The sequence below is a fragment of the Caulobacter sp. GW821-FHT12A07 genome (assembly GCF_058807655.1).
This window is the reverse complement of the sequence record NZ_JBXAQX010000008.1, coordinates 37,931-60,553: the sequence shown is the minus strand read 5'-3', so window position 1 is coordinate 60,553 and position 22,623 is coordinate 37,931. Positions and strand designations below refer to the sequence as shown.

Here is a 22,623-nt window from a genome sequence, read left to right as displayed (position 1 = left end):
GCGGCTCAAGATTGCTCGTTGCAGAACCGTGTTATACTAAACCGGCGCGAGTCATGACGTAACGGCGTTGTGACAATACCGCGTTTGGTGGCAAGGGGCTTGCAAGTGCTGATGAGGATGCGTCGCGCCATCGTGGGCGCCGGTGCGCCGGCGTGCATGGGCGCGGTCCTGGCCGCCGCCGTTTCCTTCGCCGCGCCCGCCGCCGCGCAGGTGACCCTGCCGTCACGCCAGGAACTGGACCCCGCCAACGCCGCCCCGATCGCGGCCGCGCCGCGCGGCGACCTGTTCAAGGGCGTGGAGGCCGGTTCCTGCGCCTTCCGCGACAGCCCCGTCAAGGTCACCCTGAAGGCGGTGGAGTTCCAGGGCGCGAGGTCCGGACCGCTGGCGCTGTCGGACCAGGCCCTGGCCTCGACCTATGCCGAGTTCGTCGGCCGCGAGACGCCGGTCAGCGTGGTCTGCGACATCCGCGACCGGGCCGCGACGCTCTATCTGCGGCGCGGCGTGCTGGCCAGCGTGGTCATTCCCGAGCAGCGGATCGTCGAGGGCAAGCTGGTCTTGACGGTCGTCGAGGCGCGGATCGCGGCGGTGAACTATCACGGCGACGCCGGCCCAGCCCAGAAGCAGGTCGTCCGCTTTCTGGATCACCTGCGCGGCCTGACCCCGTTCGACCTGGACGTCGCCCAGCGCTACCTGCTGCTGGCCTCCGACGTGCCCGGCGCGCGCATCCAGTCGGTGCTGAAGGCCTCGCCGCAGGGGCAGGGCGCGCTGGATCTCGAGATCGCCATCACCCGCGACGCCGTCGACGGCTCGGTGGTGGCCCAGAACTACGGCTCCAAGACCGTGGGCCGGGACCTGACCCTGGCGCGCGTCGACTTCAACGGCTTCACGCCGCTGGGCGAACGCACCTCGATCCTCGGCTACGGCACGCTGTCCAGCGACGAGCAGCGGGTGATCCAGGTTGCCGAGCGCTTCTACATCGGCGGCGACGGCCTGGCGGCCGATCTGTCCGGCGCGTGGGGCTGGACCCGGCCGGGCGACGTGCTCAAGCCGCTGGACCTGGAGGGCGAGTCCTTCGCGGGCAGCCTCCGCCTGACCTACCCGCTGGTCCGTCACCGCCGCCACAACCTCAACATCGGGGTCGGGTTGGACTGGGTGGACCAGAAGGTCGAGTTCGGCGGCGGCGCGGCCGTGCTGACCGAAGACAAGCTGCGGGTGTTCTTCCTGCGGCTGGACGGCCACTACGCCCCGGCCAGTCTGGCTTCGCATTCGGTGGCCATGACCGGCCTGGTCGAGGTGCGCCAGGGAAGCCGCGGCCTGGGCGCCAGCAAGTACGGCGATCTTTCGGCCTCGCGCTTCCTGGGCAAGCCCGAGGCCACGGTCGTGCGGGCCGAGGGCGAGTTCGGCGGCCGGCTCGCCGGACCGCTGATCGGCAAGCTGAACGTCGCCTGGCAGCATACGGACGATCCCCTGCTTTCCTACGAGGAGTACGGGGTCGGAAACCTGACGATCGGGCGCGGCTACGACCCGTCGGCGGCGTCCGGCGACCGCGCGATCTCGGGCTCGCTCGAGATCAGCACCACGCCGCTGGCCCTGCCGTTCGCCCTGAAGGGCGGGGGGAGGGCGGCCTGGCGGCCCTACGCCTTCTATGACGTCGCCGAGCTGACCAATCTGGGCCTGGGGGGCGGCAAGCTGGACCTGACCTCGGCGGGGGTTGGGCTGCGCGCGCAGATCACCTCGCGCGTGGCGCTGGACCTGACCTGGGCCAAGCCCTTCGACAGCCCGTTCGGGGTCGGCGACGAGCCGCCCTCGCGCGTCCTGATCTCGCTGTCCGCCGCCCTGTTCTAGACCGTCGAAGTCCCGGAGCGTCCATCATGACCTCGTCGCCGATCCGCCCGACCTTCTCTCGCAACGCCCCGCGCCCGGCGCACCGAACCAAGTTGCTGGCGGCGTCCGCCCTCGTCAGCTCCCTGATGGGCGGCGTGGCGGCGATGCTGGCTCAGCCGGCGGTGTCGGGAACCTTGCCGGGCATTCCCAGCGCCGCCAACATCACGGTCTCGACCGGCGGCTCGCAGCCGGTGATCAGCTTTCCCGACGCCATCACGCTGCAGATCGAGCTGAACGCGCCCCGGACGGTCATCAACTGGACCGACCTGCACCTCAGCAGCGGCGACGCGATGAACTTCCTGTTCGACTCCGCCAGCGACATCGTCCTGAACAAGACCACCAGCCAGATCCGGTTCGACAACGGCAGCGTGGTGACCGGCAAGGTCGGGGCGGCGACGGCCGGCAATGTCTGGTTCTATTCGCCCCAGGGCGTGATCATTTCGCCGGGCGCGACCATGACCGCTGGCGGCTTCCTGTTCAGCAAGGGCTCGGGGCTGGTCGACGCCAGCTTCGTCGATTCCGCTGCGCCGCTGACCTTCCTGCGCTCGACCGCCGACGCTCTGATCCAGATGACCACGATCAGCTCGGCGACCAGCGCCTCGATCAACAGCAGCGGCGACGTCGTGCTCAGCGCCTCCAGCGGCGCCCTCAACGTCTCCACCGTGGTGGGCGCCACTGTGGACATCTCCACCACCTCGGGCTCGATCACCGCCAGCGAAGTCGTCGCCACCAGCGGCGCGGCCAGCGTCGCCGCCGGCGGCCCCGGCGCGACCGTCACCCAGATCACCGGCGCCACCGGCGTCACGGTCTCGTCGAGCGCCAACACCTCGGTCGGCGCGGCCACGACAACGACCTCGGGCGACATCCTGCTCACCAGCAACGGTTCGGCGTCGCTCACCCTGGGCAATTCGGCGCGCGACGTCACCATCAGCGCTCCGCAGGTCTTCGTGAGCACCATCGACGCGGCGCGCGACGTGTTCGTGACCGGTTCGACGGCCGCCTATGTGACCAACCGCATCTTCGCCGGCGACGACATCGAGATCACGGCTTCGGCCGGCGACGTCTCGGCCGGCGGCGCCTATCTGAAATCGACAGGCCTGGGCGCCAGCGACGACGCGCACATCCTGCTGCGCTCCGACACCGGCTCGGTCAACGCCGGCAACACCTTGCTGACCCAGGGAACCGGCGCGCAGGCCGGCGACATCACCATCCAGGCGGCGACGACCGCGAGCCTGGGCACGGCCACCTCGACGCGCGACATCAAGGTCAGCGGAACCTCCGCCAGCCTGAGCAACGGCTCGGCGGCGCGCGACCTCTTCGTCGACGCGACGACCGGAAACGCTACCGTCGTCACCGCGGCCACGGCCGGCGACGACGTCGAGGTCACGACCACCTCGGGCGACGTCCTGGCCAGCGGCGCGACGCTGAAGTCGACCGGCGCCGGGGCGACCGACGACGCCCACGTGCTGGCCAGGTCGAGCGACGGCGCGGTCAATGTCGGTGCGGCCATCACCCAGGGCGCGGGCGCGACGGCGGGCGACGTCACCCTTGACGCGGGCGGAACGATCACCGCCGGTTCGCTGACGGCGACGCGCGACGTGAAGGCGGTCGCGGCGGGCGATATCGACGTGACTTCGGCCACGTCCGACCGCGACATCACCATCACCTCCAACGGCGGCCAGGCGATCCTGCGCGCCGCGACGCTGACGGGTTCAGGCTCCGGCCATGATCTGTCGATCACGGCGGTCGGCAACGCGGTGCTGGGCGATCCGGACTATACGGCGATCACGACGGCCAACCTCTTCAGCCGCACGGGCGGCAACACCGGCACGGCCAGCGTCAAGTCGACGGGCGGCGTCGCCATGGTCCACCTCGACACCAGCGCCCTGATCGACACCCTGGAGGGCGCCGATGTCGACGTGACCGTCGCCAGCGGCCTGGCGAGCTTCGGCACGATCACCGCCCTGACCGGCAACCTCTACGCCGAGACCTACGACGGCTGCCTGACCGTCGGTTCGGCCACGGCCAGCAGCGGCACGCTGGCGCTCTATGTCGCCGGCGGCGACCTGACGATCACCGGCTCGGTCCACGGCGGCGGCGCCACCCATCTGGAGACCGACGGGCTGCTGGACGGAACGGCGGCGACGCTGATCTCCAGCGGCGACGACCTGACCCTGATCGGCGGCAGCGTCGACGTGGGCGAGGTGACGGCCGCTCTGGCGCTGGACGCCACCGCCGCGACCGGAAATATCGTTGTCCAAAAGGCCGTGGCCGGCGAGACCGTCGTGGTGGCCGCGATCAATGGCGACGCGACGCTGCGCGGCGCCGAGGGGCCGGACGGCGTCACGGTGCTGGCCATGAACAAGGCCACCTTTGGGGCCGACGACAAGGCCTCGATCACCGCCGCCAACTACGCGGTCACCAATCCCAGCTGCGGCTGCGGCACGGACGGCCTGCAGATCCTGTCCTATGACGGCGACGTCGTGGTCAACATCGACTCGGCCAGCAACGGGATCACCCTGGTCGGGGCGGCGATCGACGGCAGCGCGACTGTCGTCCAGAAGACCGGCGATCTGGTGATCGGCGAGCTGGCGGCCTACGACATCACGATCGAGGCCATGGCTGGCACACTGGATGTCAGCGCCATCAGCAGCGGCGGCGACTACACGGTCACCGCCCAGGATTTCGTGGGCGACAGCCTGACGCCCTATCTGTTCAACGGCGACATCCGCGACGTCACCATCACCGACACCCTGGGCGACCTCGACCTGGGAAGCCTGTCGCTCTACGCCGGCCGCAAGCTGACCGTCACCAGCCAGGCCGGCGCGGTGCTGGGTTCGGCGCAACTGCTGGCCGGTACGGGCGTGGGCGACGGCGAGGTCCGCGTGACCGGCCAGGGCGTCTCGCTGGATACGGCCGAAGCCGACTACGACGTGGACCTGAACGCCGGAACCGGCGCGGTGACCGTGGGGACCAGCGTCACGGCCGGCTACAACTATCATCTGACGGGCGCCAGCTTCTCGGCCAACGCCCTGTCGCCGACGGGGACCCAGACCGGCAGCTGGTTCATCAAGGTTCCGAGCGGCTACGACTTCGACTTCACGGGGCGCGACCTGCACTATGTGGGCGGGATCGGCGTCGAGATGGTCAATGGCGACGTCACCGGCGGCGACGTCACCAGCGATACAGGCGATGTCTATCTCGAGGCCAACAACGTTCAGGTCGAAACCCTTAGCGCGGCGAACGGCCAGGTCACTGCACACGGCTATTTCGGCGACGCCCTGATCGGCTCGGCCACGGCCGGCGACCAGATCATCGTCACCGCCAATCTGGGTGACGCCAAGCTGGGCTCGGCGATACTGACGGGGACGGGAACCAACAGCCTGCTGGTCACCGCCACGAACGGCGACGTGGTGCTGGGCGCGGCGACGCCGGGCGCGATCACCACGGCCAACATCGTCACATCGGCGGGGTCTGGCACGATCGTCGAGGCCTCGACCAACACCGGCGCGGTCGATGTCAACCTGGACCATACGACCACGGCCGACCTGACCACGATCGACGCGCTGAACGCGGTCAACATCACGGTGCTCAACGGTTCGCAGCGGATCATCGCCGCGCGGTCGATCACCGGAGCCGTGAACATCGACGGCCCCAGCGGCGCCTTGACGATCGACGGACTGACCGCGAACGCGGACTCTCAGGTGAACGGCGGCGGCGACACGCGGCTCGTCTCGGCCCTCGTCGATGGCGACCTGACGGTGACCTCGGCCACCGGCAATCTGCGCTTCGGCGACGCGGTACCCGGCCGCGTGATCGACGTCAGCGGCGCCCTGACCCTGGAGGCGGCCACCGACATCGCCCAGCAGGGCGTGCTGAAGGCCAATTCGCTGGGCGTGACCTCGGGAACGGGCGTCGTCCTGCTCGGCGCCAACGAGGTCTCCTACCTGGACGCGGTCAGCGTCACGGCCGGCGGTTTCGCCTTCAACGACACCCTGGCCTTCGACCTCTACGGTCCGATCACCGCGATCGGCCAGACGGTGGACCTGCGTTCGGCCCACGCCATCGGCCAGGTCTCGACCGGGATCATCACCGCCCAGACCCTGACCGGGTCGTCGGTCGGCGGGGCGAACTTCGGCGCCGCCAATCAGGTGGCGCAGCTGGGCGATTTCACCAACACCGGCGGCCTGCTGAAGCTGCTCGACGGCCGCTCGCTGACCATCACCGGAACCGTGCTGAGCACGGGGACGCTGGCCCTGACCTCGCATGCCGGCATGACCTTCGCCAGCACCGGCAAGGTGACGGCCGACGGGGCGGGCGACGCGATCGTGCTGGCTTCGGACGGAACCTTCACCAATGCGCGCGGCGCCGACGCGGTGACCGCAACCAACGCCGCCGGCCGCTGGCTGATCTACACCCAGGCGGTCGGCAACGCGTCCGGCTCGACGGCGGCCAACAGCTTCAATGGCCTGGCGGGCAAGAGCTTCTACGGCTCGGCCTACGACTTCTCCAACGAGACCCTCGCCGTCGCCCCCAACGCCGGCAACCGCTTCGTCTACGCCTACCAGCCGACCCTGACGGTGACGCCGGTCAGCCAGACCGTGACCTATGACGGCAGCGTTCCGAGCACCTCGGCGACGATCACCGGCCTGGTCAACGGCGACCTGGCGTCCGACGCCTGGTCGGGCGCGGCCACGGTTTCGGGCGCGACCAGCAGGAACGTCGGGACCTACGTCCTGACCGCCGGGGCAGGGACCCTGGCCTCCGACCTCAACTACGCCTTTGCCTACGGGACCGGTTCGCTGCGCATCGATCCCAAGGTTCTGACCGGCGTCCTGACGGCCGACGACAAGATCTATGATCGAAGCACGGACGCCACGGGCGTGGTGACCCTGGTCGGGGTGATCTCGGGCGACACGGTCGGGGCCGCCGGAACCTATGCGTTCGACGACTGGAACGCCGGAACGGACAAGACGGTCACCGCCTCGGGGGTGACCCTGTCGGGCGGCGACGCCGGCAACTACAGCCTGGGCGTGGTGTCGTCCGACATGGCCGACATCTTCAAGAAGGCGATCACCGGGGCCCTCGCGGCCAACGACAAGACCTACGACCGCAGCACCGTCGCCACCGGCGTGGTCACCCTGGCCGGGGTGGTCTCGGGCGACACGGTCGGGGCCGCCGGGACCTATGCGTTCGGCGACTGGAACGCCGGAACGGGCAAGACGGTCACCGCCTCGGGCGTGACCCTGTCGGGTGGAGACGCCGGCAACTACAGCCTCGGCGCGGTGTCGTCCGACACGGCCGACATCTTCAAGAAGGCTGTGACCGGCGCCCTGACGGCGAACGACAAGACCTATGACCGCAGCACCGTCGCCACCGGCGTGGTGACCCTTGCCGGGGTGATCTCGGGGGACACGGTCGGGGCCGCTGGGACCTATGCGTTCGGCGACTGGAACGCCGGAACGGGCAAGACCGTCACCGCCTCGGGCGTGACCCTGTCGGGCGGCGACGCCGGCAACTACAGCCTGGGTACGGTGTCGTCCGACACGGCCGACATCTTCAAGAAGGCGATCGCCGGCGCCCTGACGGCGAACGACAAGACCTACGACCGCAGCACCGCCGCCACGGGCGTGGTCACCCTGGCCGGGGTGATCTCGGGCGACACGGTTGGGGCCGCCGGGACCTACGCGTTCGGCGACTGGAACGCCGGCACGGGCAAGACGGTCACCGCCTCGGCCGTCACCCTGTCGGGCGGCGACGCCGGCAACTACAGCCTGGGTACGGTGTCGTCCGACACTGCCGACATCTTCAAGAAGACCATCACCGGCGCCTTGATCGCCAGCAACAAGACCTATGACGGCGCGACGACCGCCAGCGGGACGATCGGCCTGACCGGCGTCGTGGCGGGCGACACCGTCTCGGCCGCCGGCGTCTACGCCTTCGCCGACAGGAACGCGGGCGCGGGCAAGACCGTGACGGTGTCGGGCGCGACCCTGGCCGGGCTCGACGCGGCCAACTATAGCCTGAGCGGCGTCAGCGCCGGTCTGGCCGACATCCTGCGCCGGTCGGTGACGGTGTCCGCCGACGACACGTTCAAGGTTCAGGGCCATTTCGACCCGACCCTGACCTATCGCATCACGGTGGGCGACCTCGTGGCGGGAGACGCCTTCACGGGCGGCCCGGCCCGAGACGCCGGCGAGACGGCCGGCGCCTATGCGATCACGCGCGGAACCCTGGGTTTGTCGGCCAACTACGACCTGACCTTCACCGGCGCGGTGTTCACGATCGATCCGCTGCCGCCCGCCGAGCAGAACGCCTCGACGACGCTCAAGCATCTCAACGCCTCGCCGGACTTCACTTTGGACTGGGATCCCGAGCTCAAGCTGGAGACCCAGGGGGCGGCTGCCCGGGCGAAGGCTGTCCGCCGCTGCCCGCGACGGTGGCTTTGCTACATTAGCGCCGCCGCGTGGAGTACGACCGATCCTGACGTCACTCGAAGGCAGCTTTGCCACCGAGCGGCGACTCGCGGTCTGTAGGGCGTCGCACCGCGCGAGGATTCATCATGACCCCTGAGGCCTTTTCGACCCTGGCCGCCCGTCTGGGCGCGGCCGTGCAGGTGCGGCCCGTGCTCGACACCGTCCAGTTCCGTGTGGGCGGCCGCGCGTTCGCGACCCTGGGGTGGCCGGAAGCCGGCTGGGCCGTGGTCAAACTCAGCCTGAAGGACCAGGCCGCGGCCCTGGCGATGAGCGACGCGGTGGCGATCGAGCCGAAGCGCCCGCGCGGCTCCGGCGTCACCCTGGTCTGGCTCAAGGGGATCGACGAGGACACGATGGCCTACATCCTGGCCGCCGCGTTCGGTGTGGCCTACGCCAAGGCCGCGCGCTCGCGAGCGGGCAGGGGGCGCGGCGCCGTGCTAGGCGCGGCCAAGGGAGCGGCGTGAGGTCATGAGCGCAGGCGTGAAGATCGTGGCCGTGCTGGCCGCCCGCGAGGGCAAGGGCGCGGCGCTGGAGGCGCTGTTGCTGGGCATGGCCGAGGCCTGCCGGGCCGAGCCGGGCAATCTGCGCTGGGACGTCTGGCGCGACCAGGCCGATCCGACCCGTTTCGTGCTCGACGAACTCTATGTCGACAACGCAGCGGTGGCGGCTCACCGGGCCAGCCCGCACTTCGCGGCCTATCTGGCGAGAATCGGCGACCTGGCCGAGCGCACGTCCCTGGTGCTCGATCCGGCCGACCTGGGGTAAGGCTCAGACGCGAGATACGCTCGTGTCAGGCGAAATTCCCCAGGTTCCTGTCGCCTGCCGGCAATATCGTATTTGCGTCCGTCGCCGGGATATGGTGGTGACAATTCAGGTTCGCTGGTCAGGTCCGCTGGCCAAGTCGAGCGGATCAGCGCCAGTCGGGCGCGTCCGGTAATGCGTAGGGGAGGTCGAGGCTGTCGGGGGTCCAGCAAGCGCCGTCTTTGCTGGCGCTTTATGAAGAAAAGCGCCTGAGCCTCGTACGCCTGTTCACCGCGCGGCTGCGTTCGCGCGCCGAGGCCGAAGATCTCGTCCAGGAACTCTATTTCAAGGTCACGGCCATCGAGGGCGACACCGCGTCGGCCGGCGGCGGCTCGGCCCTGCTTTACCGCATGGCCGAAAACCTGATGCTGGATCGCCTTCGCAGCGCCCAGCGCGGCCAGGCGCGCGACGAGCACTGGCGGCGCACCCAGGGCGGCGAAGGCCTGGTGGACGGCGATCAGCCCGCCGACGCGCCCTCGGCCGAGGCCGTGGTCGAGAGCCGCCAGCGGCTGGCCATCGTGCTGAACGTGCTCGAAGAGCTGTCGCCGCCGGTCGCGCGCGCCTTCCGCCTGCACAAGCTGGAGGGCCTCAGCCATTCGGAAACCGCCACGGCCATGGGCGTGAGCCGCAGTTCGGTGGAAAAGTACGTAAGCTCGGCCTTGAAAGCCGTCGCCAGGAGGCTGCATGACGAGTCGTGACGCGGCTTGCGGGTTTTTTGACGAACTTTCTGGAGGGGATCGTTCGTCGGCGACGTCTACTGTATGGGCGAGCGTCGATGGGCGCGGGGACAGGGTGGCATGAGCCTTTCGCGAAGGAACATGGATGAAGCCGTCGATTGGCTGGTTCGCCTGCAAGGCGAAACGGTCACCGCCGACGATTGGCTTGCCTTCGACGCCTGGTTGAACGCCGCGCCGGAGCACGGCGAGGCCTATGACGTCGTCGCCGCCCAGGATGAGGAACTCAAGCGGCTGTCGGCCGTCTCGCCGTCGGCCGTGGTGACCCCGCTTCGCCCGCGGCCGTCGCGCCGCGCGTGGCTGTGGAGCGGCGGCGCGGCGCTGGCCGCCGCCTTCGTCGCGGCGGCGGTGCTGGGTCCGGGCCTGCTGAATTCGCCGGCCGAGACGATCTATTCCACGGGCAAGGGCGAGCGTCGGACGATCGCGCTCGAAGACGGCTCGCACGTCGATCTCGCGCCCGGCTCGCGCATGGTCGTGCGGTTCACGCACGGCGAGCGCCACGTCGACCTGGGCGACGCCCAGGCGATCTTCGACGTCACCAAGGATCCGTCGCGCCCCTTCGTCATCGCGGCCGGCGACACGCGGGTGCGCGTGGTCGGCACCCGATTCGACGTGCGTCATCGCGACGGACGGGTCTCGGTGGGCGTCGAGCGCGGCCTGGTCGAGGTGTCGCCGGGCGACTCGAAGACCTATCGTCTGCCGCCCGGACGCGGCCTGACGCATGTCGAAGGCGCCAATGACGCCAAGCTCGCCGATCTGGCGCCGGGCGAGGCCACGGCCTGGCGGAACGGGCGATTGATCTATCGCGACAGGCCTTTGACCGAGGTTGCGGGCGATCTGAACCGCCTGTTCGACAAGCCCGTGCGCATCGTGGACGGGAAAGCCGGGGGGATGCGACTTTCCGGCGTGTTGATCGTTGATGGCCAGGATGCGATGGTCTCGCGCTTGGCTAAGCTCTTGCCGCTGGAAGTGGCGGTCGCGGATGACGCGATCGAACTCCGCGCGCGCTAGCGCCGCCAGAATTTTCTAGGCGGGCCTTTGCGGGCCAGGGGTGCGGCGGGGGCCATGCAGCGGGCAGGGGGACGAATGGCGCGGCCGCCCTGGCCGTCGCGACTCGCTCGCGTCCTGCTGGCGTCGGCTGCTGTCTCTGGCCTGGCCGCCGGTTCCGCCGCGGCCGCCGACATTACGCTCCACATCCCCGCCAAGAGCCGCAAGGACGCGTTGATCGACCTGGGCGTCCAGGCCGGGGTCAGCCTGGGCGGCGCTTCCAACTGCGGCGGCCGCGCGCCGGCCCTCGAAGGCCGCATGTCGCTGCGCAAGGCGCTCGAAAGCCTGACGGCCGGCGGCGGCTGCGATTTCCAGATCATCGACGCGGTCACGGTCAAGATCGTGGCCCGCGCCGCGCCGCTGTCCGTCGCGGCGCCGCGGGCCCCGGCGTCGACCGAAGCCTCGACCCAGGTAGACAGCGTCGTCGTCAGCGCCACCAAGCGCGGCGCGCCGTTGAACGCCGCGCCCGGCGGGGTCAGCGTCGTGCGGGGCGAGCGCCTGCGGGAGCTCGACGCCGTCGACACCACCGGCGTTTCCCTGCGCACGGCCGGCTTCCTGACCACCAACCTCGGCGCGGCCCGCAACAAGATCATGCTGCGCGGCCTGTCGGACGGCGCCTTCACCGGGCGCACCCAGCAGACGGTGGGCACCTATCTCGACGACGTCCCCCTGACCTACAACGCGCCGGACCCCGACCTGCGGCTGATCGACGTCGAGCGGGTCGAGGTGCTGCGCGGGCCGCAGGGCGCGCTCTACGGCGGCGGTTCGCTGAGCGGCATCTACCGCATCGTCACGCGCCGGCCCGAGCTGAACCATTGGTCGCTTGAGGCGCGGGCGGTCGGAGCCTCGACCGAATCCGGCTCGGCTAGCGGCAAGATCGAGGGCGTGCTCAACGTCCCCCTGGTCGCCGACCGCGCAGCCATGCGCCTGGCGCTCTTCGACGATGTGGACGGCGGCTATGTCGACGACGTGAACCTGCGCCTGTCGAACGTCGACCGGACCACCCGCAAGGGCGGACGCCTGGCGCTGGCGACCCGGCTCAGCGACAACTGGACGCTCGACCTGTCGACCGCCGCCCAGGACCTGGCCTCGAACGACACCCAGTACACGACCCCGGATCTTGGCGGCCATCGCCGCGCCAACCAGGTGCGCGAGACGCACGGCAACCGCTTCCGCGAAGCCGCCGCCATCGTGACGGGGTCGGGCCCTTGGGGGCAGTTCGAGTCGTCCACCGGCTTCGTGCGCCACCGCTACGCCAGCCGCTACGACGCCACCGCCGCAGTCGAGCAGATGAGCGACACGGCCGTGGACCTGGGTCTGTTCGACGAAGGCAGCGACGTGCGCCTGTGGGTCGAGGACATGACCTGGACCTCGCCGTCCGACCGGCGGCTGACCTGGCTGCTGGGCATCTACGGCCTGGTCGGCGAGGAGCGCAGCCGGGGCGAATTGCGGGGCAGCACCTCGCGCCAGAGCTTGCGGCTGTACTACGACGAGACCCGCGTCGATCGCCGCCGCGAAGGCGCGCTCTATGGCGAGACGACCTGGGCCATCGGCGCGGGCTGGTCGGCCAGCGCCGGGGCGCGGGCCTCCGACAGCCGCGTGCGGACCGTCTCGTCGATCATCGCGCCGTCGCCAGGGCGATCACGCGACTTCGACAAGGAAGCCAGCTTCTCGGGCGTCTCGACCAAGCTGTCGATCCAGAAGAGCCTGAGCGGGGGAGGGATGGTCTACGCCCTGACCTCCGAGGGCTACCGTTCGGGCGGGTTCAACTCCGGCGGCCTGACCCCGCCGTCGTCGAGCCTCGACCACTTCTCGCCCGATCACCTGCGCAACTACGAGATCGGCGCCAGCCTGCGCCCCCTGGCCGGCAGGCTGACCCTGCGCGCGGCGCTGTTCCACGACGTCTGGCGCGACATCCAGACCGACCAGTACCTGAGCTCGGGCCTGTCCTACACCGCCAATGTCGGCGACGCCCGCAACACCGGCCTGGAGCTGGAAGGCCTCGTGCGGTTGGGCCAGCGCTGGCAGCTGCAGGGCAACGCCCTGCTCAATCGGCCGCGGATGGTGCGGATCGCGCCCAGCTTCGCTTCGGTCAATGACGCGGCCCTGCCGGGTGTGCCCGACCTGTCGGCGGGCGCCACCCTTCGCTATGAGCGGCCCTGGGGAACGCGACGGATCGTGCTGACGACCGACGTCAACTATGTCGGCCGATCGCGCATGACCTTCGATCCGCGCTATTCGCCCGAGATGGGCGGCTACGTCACCGGCCGGCTGAGCGGCCAGCTGCGCGGCGACGACTGGAGCCTGGGCCTGGCGGTGACCAATCCGGCCAACACCTCGGGCGACACCTTCGCCTACGGCAATCCCTTCTATTTCGGCCAGGTGCGCCAGGTCACGCCGTTGCGTCCGCGCACCTGGACCATGGAACTCGCCAAGGCCTTCTGACGTTGTGTATGGTTATCGTGCGTTTTCCTTGAGGGGGCGCCTTTTCGGCGCCGTCTGACCCATGACGGATCCGCGACACGCGGGTCTATCGGGGGAACTGCCGATGACCGTACTCTCGGGCCTGGTCTGCGCTCACAACGAGGAAGCGCGCCTGGCCGACTGCCTGGCCGCCTTGTCGTTCTGCGACGAGATCGTCGTGGTGGCGGACCGCTGCTCGGACCGCACCGAAGCCATCGCCCGCCGCATGGGCGCGCGAGTGGTCTCGGGCATCTTCCCGGTGGAAGGCGTGCGCAAGACGGCCGGCGTGGCGGCCTGCCGTGGTCAATGGGTGTTCGAGCTGGACGCCGACGAGGGCGTGCCCCCCGAACTGGCCCGCGAGATCCGCACCCTGGTCAATGCCGCCGACAGCGCTGACTGGTACCAGGTTCCGGTCGACAACTACATCGGCGAGCGCCTGGTCCGTCGCGGCTGGGGCGGCTCGTTCGGCGCCTCGTCGGTGGCCCGCCTGTTCCGCAAGGGCGTCAAGACCTGGAAGAACGACCGGGTGCACCCCGGCACCGTGTTCACCGGCGAATGCGGCGGTCGCCTGCACGCCGCCATCGTCCACAAGGTCGACGACGACCTTCCCGACATGATCCAGCGCCTGAACCGCTACACCGACCTGCGCGCCCAGGACCTGGCCGACAAGGGCAAGGTCAAGGGGCTGGCCGACGACGCCTTCCGCGGCGTGCGCCGGTTCTTCAAGTGCTACGTCTCGCGCCAGGGCTACAAGGAAGGCGACTACGGCTTTGCGATCGCCGTGATGGCCGGCCTCTATCCGCTGCTGTCGAACCTGAAGGCGCGCGAACTGATGGCTTCCCGCCGCACCCTGGTGATCAGCGCCGAGCCGAACGGCGCCTCGGCGTCCGAACTGGTTCTCGGCCAGGCCGGGTGATCGGCCGGATGATCGATCGTCTGCTCATCCTGGCCATGCTCGGCCCGGAGCTGGCGCTGTGGCGCCGCGCCGGACGCCGCCCCGTGGTCTGGTGGCGCGACGACGACGCTCGCCATACCGGGCCGGCGCTGACGCTGCTGCTGGGCATGTCGGCCCGCTATTCGGCGCCCCTGACCGTGGCGGCGATCCCCGACGGCGACCTTCCGGCCCTGGTCGGCGCCTGCGGCGTGACGCCGGGCGTCGAGCTGGCCATCCACGGCTTCCGGCACGAGAACCGCGCCTCGCCGGGACGCGCTTCGGGCGAGGTGATCGACGGCGACAGCCTCGCCGATGTGCTAGCGTCGCTCGATACAGCGCTGGCCGCCTTCGCGAAAGCCGGGGTCAGGCCCTCGCTGTTCGTGCCGCCCTGGAACAACGTTCACCGCACCCTGGAGACGGCCCTGGCCGTCCGTGGCGTCGGCCTGTCGGGCTATGACGGGATGCTGGCGCCCGAGGCGCTGCCGCCGCGTATCGACGCCCACCTGGACATCATGCGCTGGAAGCCGACGGCCCGGTTCCGGGGCGCACGCCGGTTCCTGGATCGCGCCCGCCGCCTGCTGGCCGAGCGCCGTCGCAAGCGGGCCTGGAACGAGCCCATCGGGCTGCTGACCCACCATCTTGATCACGACGAGGCCGCCTGGCGCTTCCTCGCCCTGATCCTGCCGGTTCTTCAGCCGCAAGCCCGGCCCTTGCTCTCGGCCGAGGTCGCTTCGCAGGCGGCCTGAGCGGCGCGAGATCCGTCACGCAAGAGGCGGCTAGCCGAAACCTCCCACAACCGATAAGCACGCAGAGTTGCGTGAGCGTGTATGCTCTCGTGAGCGTTTCGGGGCGTCTTGGGGGCGTGAAAGTGTCGAGATACGGAGGCGTCGCGGGGGCGGCGTTGGTGATGGGGGCTGCTCTGCTGGGCGGGCCGGCCATCGGCGAGGAGCCGGCCAAGGCTCAGGTCGTCCAGGCGGACGCGAACAAGGCTGACGCCAGCAAGGCCAAGTCGGCGCAGAAGGCGGTCGACCCGACCATCGCGCCCGATCCCGCCGTCCGCCAGGGCGTGCTGCCCAACGGCCTGCGCTACCTGGTCATGCGCAACGCCGTGCCGAGCGGGGCGGTGTCGCTGCGCCTGGCCGTCGACGTCGGCAGCCTGGAAGAGAGCGACGCCGAGCGCGGCACGGCCCACTTCGTCGAGCACATGGCCTTCCGCTCCACCCGCCGCTATCCGGAAGGCGGCCCCGACCGGGTGTTCGCGCCGTGGGGCGTGGTGTTCGGCCGCGACCAGAACGCGGTCACCGACTACTTCTCGACCTCCTACATGCTCGACATGCCCAAGCCGGACGACGCCCAACTGAAGACGGGCCTGGGCTGGCTGCGCGACGTGGCCGACGGCGTGATCTTCACCACCGACGGCGTGACCCGCGAGCGCGGCGTCGTGCTGGCCGAGATGGAGACGCGCGGCGGGCCGCAGATGGACGCCCAGCAGGCGATCTCGCGCTTCCAGGCCCCGGAGTCGCGCTCGGTGCAGCGGATGCCGATCGGCACGCGCAAGACGCTGGACGCGGCCACGCCCGTCAGCCTCAAGAAATTCTACGACGCCTGGTACCGGCCCGAGCACGCCGTGGTCACGGTGGTCGGCGACCGGCCGGTCGAGGCCCTGGAGGCGCTGGTCCGCGAGACCTTCTCCGACTGGAGCGGGCGCGGGCCCAAGCCGGTCCGGGTCCCGGTGACGATCACGCCCGCCAAGCGTGACCTGGACGCCTTCGCCATCGGCCACGAAAGCCTGCCGACGGCGATCAGCGTCTGCCGCCTGCGGCCGGGCGTTCCGCCGCAGATCGACACCGTCGAGTTCCAGCGTCGCGAGATCATGTCCCAGGTCTGGCAGACGATCTTCAACCTGCGCCTGGCCCGCCGGGTCTCCGGCGGCGAGACCCACCTGCTGGGCGCCCTCGCGTTCGGGGCCCAGACCCGCGAAATGTCGGCGACCTGCATGGTCGCCATGCCCACCAACGACTCCTGGGAGGCCGCCCTGGCCGAGAGCCAGGCCGAGTTCAACCGCCTGGCCAAGACGCCGCCGACCGACATCGAGTTCGAAACCGCCGTCGAGAAGATCCGCTCGCTGGTGCGCGGCGCCAGCACCAACGCCGCTTCGCGCAAGTCGCCGGACCTGGCGTCCGGGCTGCTGAGCAAGGCCCTGGCCGGACAGGTCGCCCGCTCGCCGGCCGACTCCCTCTACGTCTTCGACCGCGCGGTCGAAGACGCCACGGTCGACGACATGCGCGCCGCCATGGCCGAGGACTGGTCGGGAACCGGGCCGCTGCTGTCGGTCACCGGCGCCAAGCCGCCGACCCGCGAGGCCCTGCTGGCCGCCTGGACCCGCAACGGCGACGCGGTCAGCGACGCGCCGCTCGTCAAGCCGGCCTCCAACGCCGTCTGGGCCTATGGCGACTTTGGTCCGGCGGGGCAGGTCGTCCGGCGCGAGACCATCGCCGATCCGGGCTTCGTGCGGCTGACCTTCGCCAATGGCCTCGTGCTGAACTTCAAGCAGACCGACGTCCAGCCCCACAAGATCGAGGTGCGCCTCAACTTCGGGGCGGGCCGCCGCGAGATCGCCGACAAGGACAACACCATCGCCGAGTTCGGCCTGGCGATGATGAGCAGCGGGGGTCTCGGCAAGCACAGCGCCGAAGACCTGGAGACGCTGTTCCCGACCGGCGGCCTGGTGAATTTCGACACCAATCTCGGGGTCACGACCTTCTCGATCGACACCTCGATCTTCGGCGACTCGCTGGGCCGGGAACTGGAGATTCTGGCCGCGTTCGTGACCGATCCGGGCTTCCGCAGCACGCTCGACGCGCGCCTGCCGACGGCGGCCGACCTGGCCTATCGTTCGATGCGCAGCATGCCGCCGTCCACGTTGTCGGACGCCATCGCCAAGCGGTTCGATCCCACCGGCGCCAGCAGCCTGCCGCCGCAATCCGAGCTCCTGGCGATCCGCTCGTCCGACTTCTCCCGCGTGCTGCGTCCGATCCTGACCACCGCGCCGCTGGAGCTGACCATCGCCGGCGACGTCGACGAGGCCACCGCCATCCGGTCCGCCGCCCGCACCTTCGGCGCCTTGCCGGCCCGCCCGGTGACCGACCGCGCGCGTCCGGACGTCCACTTCCTGAGCTATCCGGACGATCCCGTGCCGCCGATCCGCGTCGAGCACGGCGGCTCGGCCGACAAGGCCGCCGCGGCGCTGATCTGGCCGCTGTACGTGGCCTCGCCCGAGCGCCGGAAGGAGGAGTACGCCCTGAAGCTCCTGGCCTCGGTGTTCGACACCGCGCTGCGTCGGCGCATCCGCGAGGAACTGGGCAAGACCTACGCCCCGGTCGTCTCGACCGCCACGCCCGACCATGGCGACCAGGGCGTGCTGGAGGTCTCGATCGAGGCCGATCCGAAGGACCTGGCCAATCTGGCGACCGAAGCCGAGGCCGTGGCCGCGCGCCTGCGCAACGGCGAGATCACCGAGCAGATGCTGACAGACGCCCGCCAGCCGATCCTGGCCACCATCCGCGCCAATCGCGAGACCACCGCCTGGTGGGCCGGCGCCATGGCCGGTTCGGCGACCGATCCGGCCGTTCTGCAGGAGGCCCTGCTGGTCGAGCCCCTGGTCACCTCGCTGACGGTCGAGGATCTGCGCGCGGCCGCGCGAACCTGGCTCAAGCGGCCGCCGATCGTCGGCTTCGCCTATCCCGCCGCCAACGCCAAGACCGCCGAAGTCTCGACGGGAGCCGCTCGATGATCCGCCGCGCCCTTCATCCCGCCGCCCTGCTGATCGCCCTGGCCGCGACCGGCGTCGCCCATGCCGCCGCCGATCCGCGCGAGGCGTGCCTGGCGGCCGACACCTCCAAGCGCCTCGTCGACCGCGAGGTCGTGGCGGCCGACTGCACCACGGCGCTGGACGCCGGCGTCCAGGACGCGTCGGTCAAGACCCGCCTGCTGGTGGCCCGCAGCAAGGCCCGCTGGCGGCTCGACCGCGACGCCGATGCGCTGGCCGACGCCGACGCCGCGCTGAAGCTGTCGCCGGGCGATGTCGAGGCCCAGGTGGCGCGGGGCGCGGCCCTGTTCCATCTCGACCGCGACGATGAGGCCCTGGCCATTTTCGACGCCGTGCTGAAGGCCCATCCGGCGCATACCGACGCGCTGCTCTATCGCGGCCGCGTCAAGCAGTGGACCAAGCATGACGCGGCCGGCGCCCGCGCCGACTACGACGCGGCCATCGCCGCCGATCCCCGGTTCTACCGCGCCTATCTGCAGCGCGCCGACCTGCTGGAAAGCACGGACCCGGCCGCCGCCGAGCGCGACCTGAAGACGGCAATCGGCGTGACCGACGATCCATACGGCGCCCAGCTGCGCCTGGGCGAACTCTACGAAGGCCAGGAACGCTACGCCGAGGCGCGCAAGCTCTATGACGCCATGGTCAAGGCCGATCCCAAGGACGGCTACGCGCTGAGCTATCGTTCGATCCTGCGGGGATCGCGGGGCGACAAGTCCGGCGCCCTGAGCGACGCCAAGGAGGCCGTGCGGGTGGATCCCAAGGAGTCCCGCGGCTTCTACGCCCTCGGGGTCGCCTATGATCAGCTCGACCAGTTCGAGTCCGCCCGCGACGCCTATCGCGAGGCGTTGAAGATCGATCCCGACTATGCGCGGGTGCTCCGTGCCCTGGGCGAGCTGCTGCGTCGGAACAAGGCCTATGACGAGGGCCTGGTCGTGCTGAACAAGGCGCTCGAGCTGGACGCCAAGGACGCAGACGCCCGCTTCCAGCGCGCGCTGCTGCTGAACGCCAAGGGCGAGCCCGCCAAGGCGATGGCCGACTACGACGTGCTGGTCGCCGACAAGGTCGAACACGCCGCCACCTACTACAACCGCGCCCTGCTGCTGAAGGATCAGGGCAAGTGGGAGGCGGCCCTGGCCGACTACCGCAAGGCCGCCGAGCTGGACCCGAAGGACCCCGACGCCCCCAACGGCGCCGGCGAGGCCCTGGGCGAACTGAAGCGCGGCGACGAGGAGCTGGCCGCCTACGCCGCCGCCCTGCGTATCGATCCGGCCAACGTCCAGGCCTATGTCAACCTGGGCATCGCCTACAACGAACGGCAGGACTGGCCGCGGTCGCTGGACGCTTATCGCAACGCCGCCAAGCTGGCGCCAAAGCGGCCGGACCTGCAGGTCGCGATCGCCGAGCTGCTGGCGTGGCAGGGCGACGACAAGGGCGCCCGCAAGCTCTACGACAAGGCCATCGCTCTGAACCCGGACCGGGCCGCGAGCTGGGCCGCGCGGGCCGACTATCACCGTGACCAGGGACGCCCGCGCGAAGCCCTGGCGGACTATGCCCGGGCGCTGAAGCTGGCCCCGAACGACATCGACCTGCGGGTGACCCGCGCCAGCCTGCTGCGGAACCAGGACGACTTCGCCGGCGCCATGGCCGATCTCGACGCGGCCCTGGCCGTCGATCCGAAGTCGGCCTACGTGCACAACAACCGCGGCCTTGCCTATTTCGCCGCCAAGGACGACGCGGCGGCCCTGGCGGCCTATGAGGCGGCCATCGCGGCCAAGCCCGACTACGAGCCGGCCTACTACAATCGCGCCGACGTCTTCATCCGGCAGGATCGCTACGACCGCGCCATCCGCGATCTCAACGTCTCGCTGAAGCTGTCGCCGGGCGACGTCATGACCCTGACCCGCAAGGGCGCGGTCTACTGGTACCTGTCGGACTATCGCCGGGCGACCGAGGAACTGGACGCGGCCATCGCGGGCGATGCGACCTATGCCGACGCCTGGGAGTGGCGGTCCAAGGTCAAGGCCAGCCAGGGCGACACGGCCGGCGCGGCGCGCGACCTCGCGGAATCCAAGCGCCTCTCGGGAAGCTAAAAGGCCGGAGGCTGAAAAGGCCCGAAGCCAGAAAAGGGAAGGGCGCCGTCCTCGCGGACGGCCCCCTTCTGTCGTCTAAAGCCGTTTCACAGGATCAGTTCAGGTCCAGGCGGTCGGCGTTCATCACCTTGTTCCAGGCCGCCACGAAGTCCTTGACGAACTTGCCCTGCGCGTCGGCGCTGCCATAGACCTCGGCCAGGGCCCGAAGCTCGGCGTGGGAGCCGAAGATCAGGTCGACGCGGGTGGCGGTCCAGCGCGGCTGGCTGTCCTTGCGGCCGTGCCCGGCGAAGGCGTTGACCGCCGTCGGGCTCCAGGTCGTGCCCATGTCCAGCAGGTTGACGAAGAAGTCGTTCGTCAGCTGGCCCGGACGGTTGGTGAAGACCCCGGCCTTCGAGCCGCCGGCGTTGGCGCCCAGCACCCGCAGCCCGCCGACCAGCGCCGTCAGCTCCGGTCCCGAAAGGCGCAGCAGCTGCGCCCGGTCGACCAGGGCCTCTTCCGGGGCCATGAACTGCTCGCCCGACCGCCGATAGTTGCGGAAGCCGTCCGACAGCGGCTCCAGCGGCGCGAAGGAGTCGGCGTCGGTCTGCTCGGCGCTGGCGTCGCCGCGTCCCGGGGCGAACGGCACCTCGACCGGCGTGCCGGCGTCCTTGGCGGCCTTTTCGACCGCCGCAGCCCCGCCCAGCACGATCAGGTCGGCCAGCGAGATCTTCTTGCCGCCCGAGCCGTCGAACTCGTTCTTGATCCCTTCGAGCACGCCGAGAACCTTGGCCAGGACCGGCGGATCATTGACCTCCCAGTCCTTCTGCGGCGCCAGGCGGATGCGGGCGCCGTTGGCCCCGCCGCGCTTGTCCGAGCCCCGATAGGTCGAGGCCGAGGCCCAGGCCGTCGAGACCAGTTCGCCCACCGACAGGCCCGAGGCGAGGATCTTCTGCTTCAGCGCCGCGATGTCCGAAGCGTCGACCAGCGGATGGTCGGGCGCCGGGATCGGGTCCTGCCAGATCAGCGTCTCTTCCGGCACGAGCTTGCCGAGGTAGCGGGGCTTGGGGCCCATGTCGCGGTGGGTCAGCTTGAACCAGGCGCGGGCGAAGGCGTCGGCGAACTGGTCGGGGTTCTCCAGGAACCGGCGCGAGATCTTCTCGTATTCCGGGTCGAACCGCAGGGCCAGGTCCGTGGTCAGCATCCGCGGGACGTGGGTCTTGGACCCGTCGTAGGCGTCGGGGATGTCGGCCGGGGCGTCCTTGGCCCGCCATTGCTTGGCGCCGGCCGGGCTTTGGTGCAGCTCCCACTCGAACTTGAAGAGGTTCTCGAAGAAGTGGTTGCTCCACTTGGTCGGGGTCTGGGTCCAGATCACTTCCGGACCGCCGGTGATGGCGTCGGCGCCGATGCCGGTGCCGTGCTTGCTGGCCCAACCCAACCCTTGCGCCTCGATCTCGCCGCCCTCGGGCTCGACACCGACGAAGGACGGGTCGCCCGCGCCGTGGGTCTTGCCGAAGCTGTGGCCGCCGGCGATCAGGGCGACGGTCTCCTCGTCGTTCATGGCCATGCGGGCGAAGGTGTCGCGGATGTCGCGCGCCGCCGCCTTCGGGTCGGGATTGCCGTTCGGGCCTTCCGGATTGACGTAGATCAGGCCCATCTGCACCGCGCCCAGGGCCGGGTGCAGCTGCCGCTCGCCGCTGTAGCGCTCGTCGCCCAGCCAAGAGCCTTCGGGACCCCAGTAGAGCTCCTCGGGCTCCCATTGGTCGGCCCGGCCGCCGCCGAAGCCGAAGGTCTTGAAGCCCATCGACTCCAGCGCGACGTTGCCGACCAGCACGTAGAGGTCGGCCCAGGACAGCTTGGCGCCGTACTTCTGCTTGATCGGCCACAGCAGGCGCCGGGCCTTGTCCAGATTGGCGTTGTCCGGCCAGCTGTTGAGCGGCGCGAACCGCTGCTGGCCGCCGCCGGCCCCGCCGCGCCCGTCGGTGATCCGGTAGGTGCCGGCGCTGTGCCAGGCCAGGCGGATGAAGAGGCCGCCATAATGCCCGAAGTCGGCCGGCCACCAGTCCTGGCTGTCGGTCATCAGGGCGTGCAGGTCGGCGACCACCGCGTCGAGGTCCAGGCTCTTGAAGGCCTCGGCGTAGTCGAAGGCCTCGCCCAGGGGATTGGACCGCGGTGAATGCGCATTGAGGCCTTCGAGGCGAAGGCTCTGGGGCCACCAGTCACGATTGCCGTGGCCGCGGCCGTGTCCGACGGGGCATTGGCCCTTCGCGCCGGTCTCGACATTCCCATCCATCGTCGCCTTCCTCCCTGGCTTATGTCTGCTGCTTGCCCCCGGCGCGTAGTCAACGCGCATCCGCCGATAGGTAAAATTGATTGTTCCTATCATCGC

Annotated in this window: 12 protein-coding genes; 11 read left to right on the top strand and 1 reads right to left on the bottom strand. The window is 70.1% G+C overall.

Features of this window, described 5'->3' with window-relative positions; all coding sequences use genetic code 11:
• The first annotated feature begins 111 nt into the window (after positions 1–111).
• From AC1RRS_RS16945 to AC1RRS_RS16895, 11 genes are all read left to right on the top strand, one after another.
• On the top strand, positions 112–1,845 hold the full coding sequence (locus AC1RRS_RS16945; protein ID WP_492856133.1) for a ShlB/FhaC/HecB family hemolysin secretion/activation protein: 1,734 nt from the start codon (positions 112–114) through the stop codon (positions 1,843–1,845).
• A gap of 26 nt (positions 1,846–1,871) precedes the next feature.
• A complete protein-coding gene (locus AC1RRS_RS16940) occupies positions 1,872–8,420 on the top strand; it encodes a YDG domain-containing protein (RefSeq protein ID WP_492856132.1) in 6,549 nt (2,182 codons plus the stop codon).
• Between the two features lie 26 nt (positions 8,421–8,446).
• A complete protein-coding gene (locus AC1RRS_RS16935; RefSeq protein ID WP_492856131.1) occupies positions 8,447–8,824 on the top strand; it encodes an MmcQ/YjbR family DNA-binding protein in 378 nt (125 codons plus the stop codon).
• A 4-nt stretch (positions 8,825–8,828) separates the two neighbouring features.
• Positions 8,829–9,125, top strand: a complete 297-nt coding sequence (locus tag AC1RRS_RS16930; RefSeq protein ID WP_492856130.1) for a putative quinol monooxygenase — start codon at positions 8,829–8,831, stop codon at positions 9,123–9,125.
• Between the two features lie 218 nt (positions 9,126–9,343).
• Entirely contained in the window at positions 9,344–9,859 is a 516-nt protein-coding gene (locus AC1RRS_RS16925; protein ID WP_492856129.1) for an RNA polymerase sigma factor, read from the top strand.
• A 99-nt stretch (positions 9,860–9,958) separates the two neighbouring features.
• Positions 9,959–10,906, top strand: coding sequence for a FecR family protein (locus tag AC1RRS_RS16920; RefSeq protein WP_492856128.1), 948 nt, complete (start codon positions 9,959–9,961; stop codon positions 10,904–10,906).
• A gap of 75 nt (positions 10,907–10,981) precedes the next feature.
• Positions 10,982–13,387: a TonB-dependent receptor gene (locus AC1RRS_RS16915; RefSeq protein WP_492856127.1), complete on the top strand. Its 2,406-nt coding sequence runs from the start codon at positions 10,982–10,984 to the stop codon at positions 13,385–13,387.
• 103 nt (positions 13,388–13,490) lie between these two features.
• Positions 13,491–14,321 (top strand): glycosyltransferase family 2 protein, encoded by an 831-nt coding sequence (locus AC1RRS_RS16910; protein ID WP_492856126.1) that lies wholly within the window; start codon positions 13,491–13,493, stop codon positions 14,319–14,321.
• A gap of 8 nt (positions 14,322–14,329) precedes the next feature.
• On the top strand, positions 14,330–15,085 hold the full coding sequence (locus tag AC1RRS_RS16905) for a DUF2334 domain-containing protein (RefSeq protein ID WP_492856125.1): 756 nt from the start codon (positions 14,330–14,332) through the stop codon (positions 15,083–15,085).
• 122 nt (positions 15,086–15,207) lie between these two features.
• On the top strand, positions 15,208–18,132 hold the full coding sequence (locus tag AC1RRS_RS16900; RefSeq protein WP_492856124.1) for a M16 family metallopeptidase: 2,925 nt from the start codon (positions 15,208–15,210) through the stop codon (positions 18,130–18,132).
• Positions 18,129–20,258 (top strand): tetratricopeptide repeat protein, encoded by a 2,130-nt coding sequence (locus tag AC1RRS_RS16895; RefSeq protein WP_492856123.1) that lies wholly within the window; start codon positions 18,129–18,131, stop codon positions 20,256–20,258. Before AC1RRS_RS16900 ends, AC1RRS_RS16895 begins: the two co-directional genes overlap by 4 nt.
• A 94-nt stretch (positions 20,259–20,352) precedes the next feature.
• On the opposite strand, the gene katG is transcribed toward AC1RRS_RS16895, so the two are convergent.
• Positions 20,353–22,587, bottom strand: coding sequence for a catalase/peroxidase HPI (gene katG, locus AC1RRS_RS16890; protein ID WP_492856122.1), 2,235 nt, complete (start codon positions 22,585–22,587; stop codon positions 20,353–20,355).
• Positions 22,588–22,623: the final 36 nt, after the last annotated feature.

Coding starts and splice junctions, on each gene's coding strand:
- AC1RRS_RS16945 (WP_492856133.1), top strand. CDS start 112: ATGAGGATGCGTCGCGCCATCGTGGGCGCCGGTGCGCCGGCGTGCATG.
- AC1RRS_RS16940 (WP_492856132.1), top strand. CDS start 1,872: ATGACCTCGTCGCCGATCCGCCCGACCTTCTCTCGCAACGCCCCGCGC.
- AC1RRS_RS16935 (WP_492856131.1), top strand. CDS start 8,447: ATGACCCCTGAGGCCTTTTCGACCCTGGCCGCCCGTCTGGGCGCGGCC.
- AC1RRS_RS16930 (WP_492856130.1), top strand. CDS start 8,829: ATGAGCGCAGGCGTGAAGATCGTGGCCGTGCTGGCCGCCCGCGAGGGC.
- AC1RRS_RS16920 (WP_492856128.1), top strand. CDS start 9,959: ATGAGCCTTTCGCGAAGGAACATGGATGAAGCCGTCGATTGGCTGGTT.
- AC1RRS_RS16915 (WP_492856127.1), top strand. CDS start 10,982: ATGGCGCGGCCGCCCTGGCCGTCGCGACTCGCTCGCGTCCTGCTGGCG.
- AC1RRS_RS16910 (WP_492856126.1), top strand. CDS start 13,491: ATGACCGTACTCTCGGGCCTGGTCTGCGCTCACAACGAGGAAGCGCGC.
- AC1RRS_RS16905 (WP_492856125.1), top strand. CDS start 14,330: ATGATCGATCGTCTGCTCATCCTGGCCATGCTCGGCCCGGAGCTGGCG.
- AC1RRS_RS16895 (WP_492856123.1), top strand. CDS start 18,129: ATGATCCGCCGCGCCCTTCATCCCGCCGCCCTGCTGATCGCCCTGGCC.
- katG (WP_492856122.1), bottom strand. CDS start 22,587: ATGCGCGTTGACTACGCGCCGGGGGCAAGCAGCAGACATAAGCCAGGG.